At 38.7% G+C, this 12,761-nt stretch carries 13 protein-coding genes; 9 read left to right on the top strand and 4 right to left on the bottom strand.

All coding sequences use genetic code 11. The features are described 5' to 3' along the window. Window positions 1-32: 32 nt before the first annotated feature. The gene (locus E8M05_RS03220; RefSeq protein ID WP_003063810.1) at window positions 33-923 is read right to left on the bottom strand and encodes an alpha/beta hydrolase; all 891 of its coding nucleotides are present in this window, start codon (window positions 921-923) and stop codon (window positions 33-35) included. A gap of 270 nt (window positions 924-1,193) precedes the next feature. Here E8M05_RS03220 and E8M05_RS03225 point away from each other — a divergent pair, with 270 nt between their 5' ends. Genes E8M05_RS03225 through E8M05_RS03235 form a run of 3 tightly spaced genes read left to right on the top strand, consistent with a single transcriptional unit; the run spans window position 1,194 to window position 3,921 of the window. Continuing rightward, on the top strand, window positions 1,194-2,372 hold the full coding sequence (locus tag E8M05_RS03225) for an MFS transporter (RefSeq protein ID WP_048791494.1): 1,179 nt from the start codon (window positions 1,194-1,196) through the stop codon (window positions 2,370-2,372). A gap of 54 nt (window positions 2,373-2,426) precedes the next feature. Beyond that, the gene (locus E8M05_RS03230; protein WP_048791495.1) at window positions 2,427-3,287 is read left to right on the top strand and encodes a helix-turn-helix transcriptional regulator; all 861 of its coding nucleotides are present in this window, start codon (window positions 2,427-2,429) and stop codon (window positions 3,285-3,287) included. Between the two features lie 4 nt (window positions 3,288-3,291). Beyond that, entirely contained in the window at window positions 3,292-3,921 is a 630-nt protein-coding gene (locus tag E8M05_RS03235) for an ROK family protein (protein WP_048791504.1), read from the top strand. A 231-nt stretch (window positions 3,922-4,152) separates the two neighbouring features. On the opposite strand, the gene E8M05_RS03240 is transcribed toward E8M05_RS03235, so the two are convergent. Both E8M05_RS03240 and E8M05_RS03245 read right to left on the bottom strand, forming a co-directional pair. Continuing rightward, window positions 4,153-4,434 carry a GIY-YIG nuclease family protein gene (locus tag E8M05_RS03240; RefSeq protein ID WP_003063819.1) on the bottom strand — a complete coding sequence of 94 codons (282 nt, stop codon included), beginning with the start codon at window positions 4,432-4,434 and terminating at the stop codon, window positions 4,153-4,155. Then, window positions 4,409-5,170, bottom strand: coding sequence for a tRNA1(Val) (adenine(37)-N6)-methyltransferase (locus E8M05_RS03245; RefSeq protein WP_003063822.1), 762 nt, complete (start codon window positions 5,168-5,170; stop codon window positions 4,409-4,411). The genes E8M05_RS03240 and E8M05_RS03245 overlap by 26 nt, the downstream gene beginning before the upstream one ends. A gap of 107 nt (window positions 5,171-5,277) precedes the next feature. Between E8M05_RS03245 and E8M05_RS03250 the strand changes: the two genes are divergently transcribed. From E8M05_RS03250 to E8M05_RS03275, 6 genes are all read left to right on the top strand, one after another. Beyond that, the gene (locus tag E8M05_RS03250) at window positions 5,278-6,024 is read left to right on the top strand and encodes a lysophospholipid acyltransferase family protein (protein ID WP_003063827.1); all 747 of its coding nucleotides are present in this window, start codon (window positions 5,278-5,280) and stop codon (window positions 6,022-6,024) included. Window positions 6,025-6,118: 94 nt separating this feature from the next. Beyond that, window positions 6,119-6,784: a helix-hairpin-helix domain-containing protein gene (locus tag E8M05_RS03255; RefSeq protein WP_048791496.1), complete on the top strand. Its 666-nt coding sequence runs from the start codon at window positions 6,119-6,121 to the stop codon at window positions 6,782-6,784. After that, complete coding sequence (locus E8M05_RS03260; RefSeq protein ID WP_048791497.1) at window positions 6,777-9,008, top strand: DNA internalization-related competence protein ComEC/Rec2; 2,232 nt, start codon at window positions 6,777-6,779, stop codon at window positions 9,006-9,008. The genes E8M05_RS03255 and E8M05_RS03260 overlap by 8 nt, the downstream gene beginning before the upstream one ends. Window positions 9,009-9,081: 73 nt before the next feature. Then, the gene (gene holA, locus E8M05_RS03265; RefSeq protein ID WP_003063837.1) at window positions 9,082-10,119 is read left to right on the top strand and encodes a DNA polymerase III subunit delta; all 1,038 of its coding nucleotides are present in this window, start codon (window positions 9,082-9,084) and stop codon (window positions 10,117-10,119) included. A gap of 88 nt (window positions 10,120-10,207) precedes the next feature. After that, window positions 10,208-10,816: a superoxide dismutase SodA gene (gene sodA, locus E8M05_RS03270; protein WP_013851603.1), complete on the top strand. Its 609-nt coding sequence runs from the start codon at window positions 10,208-10,210 to the stop codon at window positions 10,814-10,816. Between the two features lie 148 nt (window positions 10,817-10,964). Then, window positions 10,965-11,690 (top strand): YebC/PmpR family DNA-binding transcriptional regulator, encoded by a 726-nt coding sequence (locus E8M05_RS03275; RefSeq protein WP_003063840.1) that lies wholly within the window; start codon window positions 10,965-10,967, stop codon window positions 11,688-11,690. Between the two features lie 31 nt (window positions 11,691-11,721). Here the strand turns inward: E8M05_RS03275 and queA are convergent, their stop codons facing one another. Beyond that, window positions 11,722-12,750, bottom strand: a complete 1,029-nt coding sequence (queA, locus tag E8M05_RS03280) for a tRNA preQ1(34) S-adenosylmethionine ribosyltransferase-isomerase QueA (RefSeq protein WP_048791498.1) — start codon at window positions 12,748-12,750, stop codon at window positions 11,722-11,724. Window positions 12,751-12,761 lie beyond the last annotated feature (11 nt).

Consider the following 12,761-nt stretch of genomic DNA (forward strand, 5'->3'; position numbering starts at 1 on the left):
AACCTCCGCTATTCTAGCAGAGGTAATTGATATTAAGCAATGTACTGTTTGAAAAATGCTAATATTTCCAAGTTACAAGCAGTAGCAATAGGATCTTTAATATTGTAATTAAAAACGTGTCCTTTTGGTTCTTCAGGGGTTCCATAGGTACGAAATTCGTGTTCAATATGCTTAGCACGCAGGAAACCATCTAGTCTGACAGTACAATCACGAATAAAATCTTGATTAGCGGTTGTGAGGAATAAAGGTGGTATGGCTGGTGTGATATATTTTTCGGTTAGCAGCATATCCATTTTATTTTCTAAAACAGTATCGGTAAAGTAAGCCTTTGGGGCACCTTCAATAGTACCAGGAAGGTTGAGGAAAGAAGCTCCGCAGTTAATAGCAGCTGCACGCACTGACATGTTAGGTTTGTCGTAGCCAAATTTTTGACGGTAGTCATTATTGGTGAGGATAGTCAAATACTGCACCGCCATTTGTCCGCCAGCACTGTCACCGATGATGAAAATATTATTTAAATCTATATCATAATCGCTACCGTGGCTAGCAACCCAGTGTACAGCACGGTTGACATCATCGAGTTCTCCAGGAAATTCGACTTCAGGTGCTAGTTGGTAGTTAAAATTAACAAAAGCAAAACCTTCTTTAGCTAAGCTAAGTCCAAAAAATTGATAGGTTTCCTTGGTACCATAGACCCATCCCCCACCGTGGATATTAATGATAGTAGGAACCTTGTCTATACGTTTTTTAGGAAGGTAAATATCTAGGAGATTCCATTTTTCTTTAGGACCATAGGCGATGTTGTCAAAACGTTCAACCTCAGGAATATCATGTGGCAGTCCGGCGTCACGTTTATCATCACCTTCTTTAAAAAGTGCACTTAATGTTTTCGCAGCTTCTAAAACCTCTTGTTTGATCGTCATTTTGTAAGACCTCGTTTCTAAATCTATTTTTAAGACACTACGATTTTAGGTTAAAAATGAGTAAAATTCTAGCACTATCTTATCTAAAAAAAGGCGTCTAGTAACCTATTTATGATATAGAAAAAGGTTACTAGACGCCTTTTTCTGGGAACTCTTGTTATTTTGTAAACTCTGTTAACTCGTTATAATAAAAAGTAAGAAAAGCTTAGCAGAAGTTACGTTACAAATCTGTTAAACCAGTCATATTTTATACTCTAGGAGGATTTCGTTATGAAACCAGTAAAAGATAAACTATCTTTTAAAATCTCTCTGCTCTCTATTTCTCTCTTTTTAATGATTGCACCCCAGATTTCAGCAGCTTTACCACTTATGTATAATGCTTTTCCCGGTGTCAGTCAAAGTGGTGTTGAGACACTATCTACTATTCCAAATTTTGGAATTATGGTTGGTTTGTTTGTCAGTCCGTTTTTGATACGTGCTCTTGGACAAAAATTGACTATATTGATTGGTTTGGTTATTACCTTGTTAGCTGGAACGTTTCCAATGTATGCTGTGGCTTTTACGCCAATTTTGATTTCGCGTTTTCTACTCGGAGCAGGAATTGGACTTTTTAACTCTCTAGCAGTCAGTTTGATTCCTCAATTTTATGTTGATGATGAGGAAGAACGCGCCTCTATGCTTGGTTTCCAAAATGTTATGAGCAGTATTGGTGCGGCGGTATCTTCTTTTTTAGTCAGTTATTTGGTTACGATTAGTTGGCATGCAGCCTTTGTTATTTATTTTCTGGTTATCCCATCTCTTATTTTATTTACGCTATTTGTGCCATTGAAAAGAGAAACTACTCAATTTGGTAATCAAAATGGAAATAAGCAAAAGCAATCAATCAATGGTAAAGTCATTCTTATCGCTATTTTGATGTTCTTTATTTTCATGCTGTATTTACCGATGAGCTATAAATTACCAACTATGATTGTAGAAAATGGTATCGGTACTACTTCGACAGCAGCTATGGTAGCAGGCTTTTCGACATTGGTGGGTATCCCTATTGGGGTTACCTTTGGTTTCTTCTTTAAAAAATTGCGTGATAAAATTTTTCCACTTGGTTTTTTTCTAGTCACTTTAGGTTTTCTGCTGACAGCATTTTCACAAAATTTAGTTATTTTACTGTTATCTATGGTTATTACTGGTATTGGTTTTGGATTTGCGGTACCATATATGTACAACTGGCTTGGTTGGGCAGCACCTCAAAATTCTGTTAACTTAGCAACAACACTTGTTCTAGTTATGGTGAATGTTGGTTGTTTTGTCTCTCCTACGGTTATGGGAGCTCTATCGGCTTTCTTTGGTTCTGAAGCGAGCAACACCTTATTGGTTTCAGCTATTGGCTTTGCACTTATAACAATTTATGCGCTTGTGCATTATGTCAGAGTGCATAATATACACAAATAATATCAGAGAAGAACTCGTTGGAAAGCGAGTTTCTTTCCTATCAGGAGGTCTTTCTTGGAAACGTGTCAGCATGAAGTGGTCAACCCTAATCAAGGCTTATTGTCATTTTTATATGTTCACAATGAGCAGTCGCCTGCCTATATTGAGCCGCATTGGCATAGGGCTGTTGAATTAAGCTATACCTCAAAAGGATCCATTGATCATTTTTACATTGCAGGTGAAAATTTTCAAACCCAATCAGGTCAAATTTTAGTGGTTAATACTCAGGATATTCACAGCATTCGTGTTTTGAATTATAAGGAAGAGCCTGAGTTGGCTCTGACGATTACCTATCCTTATCCATTTTTGGTTGGTCAATATGAAGATATTAGTCACTGTCAGTTTGATATCAATCATCCAGAGACTTTTTCAACGCAGCAAAAGCAGGCTTATAATCATCTCCAAGATATCTTAGAGATGATTATAAGAGATTTTCAGGCAGATAGTCCACAGAAAAATCTGAAATTAAATTTAGGTATTTTACAGGTTTTGGATATTTTAGTGACTTCTTTTTTGGTTGATACTGTGGCTGATGTTCATAAGGATAATCGCCTTCAAATTGCTGAGCGTATCAAGGAGATTGATTCTTTTTTGCAGAAAAATTATCAGGAGACCATTGGTTTGGAAGAATTGGCAGAACATTGTCATCTGTCTCGCTCCTATATGGCACGCTTTTTCAAAGCTCACTTGGGGGTAACCTTAGGGCAATACCTAGCAACTATTCGTGCTCAAAAAGCACGTGATAGTTTGATTGAAACCAAGGATTGTCTGACAGATATTGCTTTAAAACATGGTTTTAGCGGCTTACGGTCAATGAACCGCGCCTTGGAAACAAATTTTGGAAAGACAGCTCGTCAGTTAAGAGATGAGCAGTGAGGAAATGACATGTTATTTAAGTTTTGATATTGCTGGTACTCATATAAAATATGCTTTGATGAGTGCTTCCGAGGAGATTTTAGAGAAAAATCATGTGATGTCTCCTAAGGATTTAGATGATTTTTGGTCAGCAATTGATGACATTATCTTGACTTATCGTAGCCAGATTCAAAGAGTGGCGTTTAGTGCTCCGGACCGTGTAGATATTGATAATGGTATCATTTATTTGGGTGGTGTCCTGACTTGTTTGGATGATGTTCATATTAAAGAGCGTATTAAAGAAAATTATGATTTACCAGCTACGGTGCTTAATGATGGTAAGGCAGCAGCCTTAGCAAAGGTCTGGCAGGGGAGTTTGAAAGGTGTATCAGATGGTGCAACCATTATTTTAGGAACTGGTGTTGGTGGCGGTCTCGTTTTGAATGGGAAATTACGCAGTGGTGTACATTTTCAAGCAGGTGAGTTAAGTTTTATACTTCTAAATCCTGCTAATCAAAGTTTTGACAAGATGAGTGGCTATCTAGAGTCTGCTGTGGGAATGATTGAAAAAATCAATCAGATAATTGGAAATTCAGATATTAAAGACGGCTTAATAGCTTTTAAAGCTGTTCAATCAAAAAAACAGAAGCAGTAGCTACTTTTGAAGACTATTGTAAACCATTGCGACTATTATTTTGAATGTGCATGCTACCTTAGATTTACATACTTTTGCTATTGGAGGTGGGATCAGCTCACAAGACCTTTCAGGAACTAAAAGTGTTTTAACACGCCCTAATATTGTTAAAACTAGTTTCGGTAATGATGCGAATTTATTAGGCGCTCTCTATCAATTATTACATTAGCGAATGAGATAGAAGAACACACTTCAGAAAATGGAAGTGTGTTCTTCTATATATGCTAGCTTTTGTTGTCGTGTTTTTTGTTTGAAGTAGCTTTCGGCGGACATGGCGGCTTCTTTGCTGTCAAAGCTTTTTTGGTAGATGAGTTTGACTGGTAGGCGACTTCTAGTGTACTTTGCACCTTTGCCGCTATTATGTGTTTTGATACGCTTTTCAACATTGGTTGTGTAGCCTGTGTAGAGTGTGCCATCAGCACATTCGACAACATACATATAAGCTTTGTTAGTTTTTTCTTCCGTTTTTTCCATAATAAATTTCAAAAATATCGTCCGTATAGTCACCGTTTTCTTTGTGAACAAAGAGTGGTGGGAGAATTTTTAGTCCGTCAGTAGAGCCGTCTTTAATCGCTTCAATCAAGAGCATATTAGCATCTTTACCTATTTTAGGATAAACAAATTGGATACGTTTTGGCGCTAGATTGTATTGTCTCATGGTATCAATGATGTCTAAGAAACGGTCTGGTCGATGTACCATAGCTAGTCGTCCATTTGATTTGAGCGCGTGCCTGGCTACCTCACAAATTTCTTCTAAATTGGTAGCAATTTCATGTCTAGCAAGAAGGTAGTGTTCAGAAAGATTTTTCTTTGACGTTTCTGAAACCTTGAAATAAGGTGGATTACACAGAATCAAATCAACACCAGAACGTGGCACATGCTTGAGCAGATTTTTCAAATCGTCATTAATCATCTGAACTTGGTTTTCTAATTGATTGAGCTGGATTGAACGCTCTGCCATATTTGCCAAACGTTCTTGCAATTCTACCTCGATAATTGGTGCTTTGGTGCGCGTGCTGGCAAAAAGTCCTACGGCACCATTTCCAGAACAAAGGTCAACAATCAAGCCACGTGAAGGGATTTTTGGAAAACGTGACAGCAAGACACTATCGATAGAATAACTGAACACGTCTTTATTTTGAATAATTTTGACATCTGTCGAAAAGAGCTGGTCAATACGTTCGCCAGCTTTTAAAATTGATTTAATCATGATATTTATTATAGCAAATTTTAATTTTTCTCACTAGTTAGGTAATGATTTTTCGGCTCAAGCATGGTACAATGTTAAAGAATGTTTGAAGAAAAAGGAGTAAATCTGTGTTTTATACTTATTTACGAGGATTAGTGGTTTTCCTACTTTGGATTATCAATGGAAATGCTCACTATCATAATGAGGACAAAATTTTAAGCAAGGATGAGAACTATATCTTGGTTGCACCGCACCGTACTTGGTGGGATCCAGTTTATATGGCATTTGCTGCTCGTCCGAAAGAATTTATTTTCATGGCGAAGAAAGAATTATTTACGCACCGTATCTTTGGTTGGTGGATTCGTATGTGTGGTGCCTTTCCGATTGACCGTGAAAATCCAGGGCAAAAAGCTCTTAAATACCCTATTAACATGTTGAAGAAAAGCAATCGTTCACTTGTGATGTTTCCAAGTGGTAGCCGTCATTCAACCGATGTTAAAGGTGGGGTTGCTGTTATTGCTAAAATGGCGAAGGTTAAGATTATGCCAGTCGTTTATGCAGGACCAATGGAATTAAAAGGGCTTTTGACTGGAGAACGTGTGGATATGAACTTTGGTAATCCAGTTGACATTTCTGATATCAAACGCATGAATGATGAAGGGATTGAAGAAGTGGCAAACCGTATTCAAACAGAATTTGATCGCTTGGATGCTGAAAATGCGACTTATCATACCAACAAAAAACCAAATCCATTAACTTACATTTACCGTATTCCTCTTGGACTTGTGGCGATTATCGTTGTTCTGTTGACATTGCTCTTTAGCTACATTGCAAGCTTTGTTTGGGATCCAGATAAGCACCGTAAAATGAAATAAGAACCAAAAGCTCAGCGATTTTGCTGGGCTTTTTCGAATAAATAAGTAAAGGCTTGTATGAGTCTATTTTTTATGTCAAAAGTGAGGTAGTGAGATGATTGAAGAAATAAAAGAAAAACTTTTGGAGAACAAAACGTTGGCAGCGGTATTGGGGATAATACTTGTCATGATAATCGGATTTTTTGCTTGGTTAAATGTGACAAAAACAACAGCGGATGCGCAAAATGACCTACCTGCCCTAAGCACGACTTTTTCGACAAGTAGTAGCGCAAGTGATTTAAAAACAGAACGTTCAAGTTCGCAAACTGAGACTCAAAAAATGTTTGTAGATATCAAAGGTGCTGTGAAAAATGAGGGGGTTTATGAGCTTTCAAACGGTAGCCGTGTGACAGATGTGGTCAAATTAGCAGGTGGTTTTACAGAAGATGCTGATAAGAAGTCGGTGAATCTGGCTGAAAAAGTAACCGATGAATCGGTGATTTATGTGGCAAGAGTTGATGAAAATGTTGCTCCTGCAACGACTAATTCACAAGCAAATGGCAGCGCTCAACAGGAAGAAAGTTCAGATAAAATCAACCTTAATACCGCAACTTTGGCGGAACTCCAGACGATTTCTGGCATTGGCGCCAAACGTGCCCAAGATATTATTGACTACCGTGATGCTAATGGTGGTTTTTCATCAGTTGATGACTTAGCGAATGTGTCTGGTATCGGAGAAAAAATACTAGAAAAGCTAAAATCTGAGGTGACCGTTGATTAAATATTTTCCCATTAAGCCAATTCAATTGGCTTTTTTGCTCATTTTGCTCTATTATTTTTGCTTTTCAAAAGTGGTTGGGTGTTTGATGTTTCTCTTGCTAGCCTTGGTGTTTTTATGGCAACAGTATGGTTGGAAGGCTTGGTGTCAAGTTTGCTTGTGTTTAACCTGTTTTGCGGTATTTTTTCTGACTAAGGCTAATCAGACAGAGCAGGCTTATCAAGCAGCACCAGATCATTTAACAAAAATCCAGATGATTCCTGACACGATTTCGGTCAATGGGGATTTGCTGTCCTTTCGAGGTAAGGAAGCTGGGCGGACTTATCAGATTTTTTATTCCTTGAAATCGGAGAAAGAACAGCATTTTTTTAAAACATTAAATCAAACGGTTGTTTTATCTGGTGATATGGACTTGGAAGAAGCAACGCCCCAGCGGAATTTTGGTGGTTTTGATTATCGTACTTACCTTAAACATGAAGGTATTTATCGTGTGGTAAATTTGTCGGCGATTAACAATGTTGAACTTGTTCATAAGACGACTTTGTGGGATAAGCTACATGATGTTCGACGAAAGGCTATTGTTAGTATTCAGCAGCATTTTCCTGCTCCTATGCAACATTATATGACTGGGCTTTTGTTTGGCTATCTGGATAAATCGTTTGATGAGATGAGTGAGGTTTACACGAGTTTAGGAATTATTCACCTCTTTGCTCTTTCAGGCATGCAGGTTGGCTTTTTTGTGGGGGCATTCCGCTTTTTCTTTCTACGTCTTGGGTTACGCCGAGATTATGTGGACATACTACAAATCCCATTTTCACTCGTCTATGCGGGGCTGACTGGCTTTTCTGTTTCGGTAATTCGGAGTTTAATTCAATCTGCTTTTGCAAATCTTGGTATTAAAAAATTAGATAACTTGGCTTTAACTTTGTTTGTTCTTTTTATAGTTATGCCAAATTTTCTGCTGACGATGGGAGGCATTCTTTCGTTTACTTACGCTTTTATTCTCAATTTTATTAACTTTGATGACATTAGTCGCTATCAGAAAATTATTGCGGAAAGTTTGACGATTTCATTAGCCAGTTTGCCCTTGTTAATTCATTTTTTTGCTGTGTTTCAACCGTTATCTGTCTTATTGACCGCAATTTTTTCTGTGGCATTTGACACTATTATGTTGCCAATGCTATCAATCATTTTTATTTTATCGCCCTTGGTTAAACTGACTTGTTTTAATGGTTGTTTTGTTTTCTTGGAAACTGTTATCAAGCACACTAAGGCAATTTTGGGCGGTCCGATTGTTTTTGGTAAACCAAATCTTGGTATCTTGGTGCTACTATTTTTAATGTTGGGCGTGCTTTATGATTGCTGGCGACGAAAGAAAACGGCAATTTTTCTTGTCAGCTTAGTAGCTCTGCTATTTTTTCAAATCAAGCATCCGCTAGAAAACGAGGTGACGGTGGTTGATATTGGGCAGGGAGATAGTATTTTTGTGCGTGATGTTAAGGGGAATACGCTGCTAATTGATGTGGGCGGAAAGGTGAGTTTTAGTGAGAAGAACGCGTGGCAGGAGCGGCTGACGGATAGCAATGCGGAGCGAACGTTGATTCCTTATCTCAACAGTCGCGGCGTTGGAAAAATTGACCAGTTAGTTCTGACGCACACGGATACTGACCACATGGGAGATATGCTAGAGGTGGTAAAGCAGGTGAAAATTGATGAAATTCTGGTTAGTCAGGGAAGTTTGACAAAGCCAGATTTTGTGGCGAAATTACAAGCCATGAAAACCAAGGTGCGCGTGGTAACAGCTGGTGATGTTTTGCCGATTATGGGAAGTCACCTGCAAGTGCTTTATCCGAGCCAGACTGGTGATGGTGGTAACAATGACTCGGTGGTGCTTTATGGGAATCTTTTGGGTAAGAATTTCTTGTTTACAGGAGATTTGGAAGAAGAAGGCGAGCAAGAGTTGATAGCAACTTATCCCAATCTGCCGGTTGATGTCTTAAAAGCAGGGCATCATGGCTCAAAAGGATCATCAAGTTCAGAATTTCTCGCTCACATTTCACCGCAAATTGCTTTGATTTCCGCAGGGCAAAATAACCGATACAAACATCCTCACCAAGAAACGCTTGAACGCTTCCGAGTACAAAACATGACCATTTACCGCACAGACGAGCAAGGCGCTATCCGCTTTAGAGGACTAAATCACTGGAAAATCGAAACAGTGAGGTAGGGGGAATTGAAAAGACTTTTTCTTCAGTTTAAAACCATGAGTTTTTCTCATGGTTTTTTGTTATAATATTTCTATGATTGCAATCGAAGAAATTGATAAATTACGAAAAGAAAATCTTAGTTTAATTACGGTGGTGACGGGTGAGGATTTGGGACAATTTTCTCAGCTGAAAGAACGTATGATGGCACGTGTTGGTTATGATAAGGATGACTTGACTTATTCTTATTTTGATATGGCTGAGGTTGATTATCAAGATGCGGAAATGGACCTTGAAAGTCTGCCATTTTTTGCTGACCAAAAGGTGGTTATTTTTGATAATTTACTCGACATCACGACAGCTAAGAGGTCTTGTTTGGATGATAAGGCACTCAAACGTTTTGAGGTATATTTGGAAAATCCCTTGGACACGACGCGCTTGATTATTTTTGCGCCAGGGAAATTAGACGGCAAACGTCGCTTGGTGAAAATTCTTAAACGTGATGCACAGATTTTTGAAGCAAGTGAATTAAAAGAAGCAGAGCTAAAAACGTATTTCCGAAAATTGGCTCACAAAGAAAATCTGACCTTTGATTCAGGTGTTTTTGAGGCTTTGCTTTTGAAATCCAATTATGATTTCAGTGAGATTTTGAAAAACATTGCTTTTTTGAAATCTTATAAAAAAGATGGTCATATCACGGCAGATGATATTAATCAAGCCATTCCAAAAACGCTTCAGGATAATATTTTCGACTTGACGCAGTTTGTTTTGAATGGCAAAATCGATGAGGCACGCGAGCTGATTCGTGATTTGCGTTTGCAAGGTGAGGATGAAATCAAATTGATTGCGATTATGTTAGGGCAGTTTCGCATGTTCTTGCAAGTCAGCATTTTAGCCAGTCAAGGTAAAAATGAACAACAAACTGTAACGGCGCTGTCAGATTATCTTGGACGTCGTGTCAATCCTTATCAAGTTAAGTTTGCTTTGCGTGACTCTCGTACGCTTTCAATGCCGTTCTTGAAAAAAGCTTTGGCGGTGTTGATTGAAACGGATTATGCCATTAAAACTGGGACATATGACAAGGCTTATTTATTTGATATTGCTATCTTAAAAATCGCTCACGAACATCACTAATCATGCCTTGAAAAAAGCGGTCAAATAATTTGCTAGCTCTGCTATTTTCCTATAAAATAAAGGTACAAAAATGAAAGAGGTAATTAGCATGGCTATTATTTTACCAAAACTACCTTATGCATATGACGCTCTTGAGCCTTATATTGATACAGAAACAATGACAATTCACCATGATAAACATCATGCTACTTATGTGGCAAATGTAAATGCGGCGCTTGAAAAGCATCCAGAAATTGGAGATGATTTGGAAGCTTTGTTGGCAGATGTTGATAGTATTCCAACAGATATCCGTCAAGCGGTGATTAATAATGGTGGTGGGCATTTGAACCACGCCCTTTTCTGGGAATTATTATCACCTGAAAAACAAGAACCAACAACACAAGTGTTGGCTGCAATTGAGGAAGCTTTTGGCTCATTTGACGAATTCAAAGCTGCTTTCACGCAAGCTGCGACAACTCGCTTTGGGTCAGGTTGGGCTTGGCTTGTGGTGAATGAAAATGGCAAACTTGAAGTGCTCTCGACAGCTAATCAAGACACACCAATTTCACAAGGAAAAGCACCAATTTTGGCACTTGACGTTTGGGAACACGCTTACTATCTCAAGTATCGTAACGTTCGCCCAGATTACATCAAAGCTTTCTTTGATGTAATTAATTGGGAAAAAGTTGCTGAGCTTTACTCAAAAGCAACAAAGTGACTTCAACGTATCAAAAATCCTTTAATTAATACGATTCTTTAATTTATAGATTTTTTATCAAGCGGGACGTTAATCCGAGAAAACTCGGTGGTGTTCTGCTTTTTTGTGGTGTAATGTGATATAATAGCAAGGAGTGGGGGAATTTTGCATGTCAGGACATAATAAATGGAGCAAAATTAAAAATAAAAAAGGTGAAGCAGATGCTAAACGTGGTGCGATTTTCAATAAATTGTCACGTGAGATTTTTGTAGCTGCTAAAGCAGGTGGCGGTGACCCGTCAATGAATGCCAGCCTTCGTATAGTTTTGGATAAAGCGCGTGCGGCTAATATGCCAAAAGACAATATCAATCGTGCGATTAAAAAAGCGACAGATGTTGGCGATACAACAAACTATGATGAAGTCACTTATGAAGGATATGGACCTGGTGGCATCGCTATCCTTGTTCATACTCTTACTGACAATAAAAAACGTACAGATGCGAATATGCATACCATTTTCACGCGTAACGGTGGTAACATGGGCTCAACAGGTTCTGTTGCTTATATGTTTGACCGAAAAGGTTACATTGTCATTGACCGCGATAATTTGGACTTGGACGAAGATGCCATGCTTGAAGTGATTTTGGATGCTGGTGCGGAAGATTTGAAAACATCAGATGACGCCTTTGAAATTTTTACCGAAGCAAAAGAATTTCCAGCTGTCAAAGAAGCTTTGCAAGTACAAAATTTGGAATTCGCCCAAGCACAACTTAGTATGATTCCACAAAATTACGTTAGCCTTGATGACGAACAAGCAGACATTTTGGAGACACTCGTTGATAAACTCGAAGACGACGATGACGTCCAAGACGTTTATACCAATATGGCAGAATAAAAAGAACGGAAAATTTCCGTTCTTTTTTAGATCATTTCACAAACATGGCGTCGCCGAAACTAAAGAAGCGGTAGTGCTCGTCAATGGCGTGTTGGTAAGCATCAAGGACAAATTCACGTCCTGCAAAGGCAGATACTAGCATGACAAGTGTTGATTTTGGCAAGTGGAAGTTCGTTGAAAAAGCATCAACCACTTTAAATTCATAACCAGGTTTGATGAAGATATTCGTCCAGCCGCTGTCAGCTTTGATGTCGCCGTTGAATTTTGAACCGATAGTTTCAAGTGTGCGGATAGATGTTGTTCCGACAGCAACGACACGTCCGCCAGCAGCTTTCACGTCACGAAGCGTTTGGGCAGCTTCTTCAGATAGCGTGTAAAATTCAGAGTGCATTTCGTGCTCTTCGATATTATCGACAGATACTGGGCGGAAAGTTCCTAGCCCAACATGAAGGGTCAGATAGACAAGTTTAACACCTTTTGCCTCGATTTTGGCAAGCAAATCTTGAGTAAAATGAAGCCCAGCAGTAGGAGAGGCAGCAGAACCATTTTCTTTAGCATAAACGGTTTGGTAACGGTCTGGGTCATCTAATTTTTCATGAATGTAAGGTGGCAATGGCATTTCACCAAGGCTTTCCAAAACTTCAAGAAAGATACCGTCATAAGCAAATTCAACGACACGTCCGCCGTGGTCTAATTCTTCAACCACAGTAGCTGTTAAACGTCCGTCACCAAATGATACCTTAACTCCGACACGCAAACGTTTTGCGGGTTTGGCAAGAACTTCCCATTGGTCACCTTGTGTATTTTTCAAAAGAAGTAATTCCACATGACCGTGTGTGTCTGGTTTTTCACCGTAAAGACGGGCAGGAAGCACACGCGTATTGTTCATAACAAGCGCATCCCCAGGGTTTAATTCATCTAAAATATGGTCAAAATGAGCATCAACCATTTCATGTGTCTTGTGGTCAATGACCAAAAGTTTTGAACTATCTCGTTTTTCAAGAGGAGTTTGGGCAATCAATTCCTCTGGTAAATTAAAATCAAAATCATTGGTATTCATAGTAAATCCTT

The sequence above is a fragment of the Streptococcus pasteurianus genome, assembly GCF_004843545.1.
GTDB classification, from domain to species: domain Bacteria; phylum Bacillota; class Bacilli; order Lactobacillales; family Streptococcaceae; genus Streptococcus; species Streptococcus pasteurianus.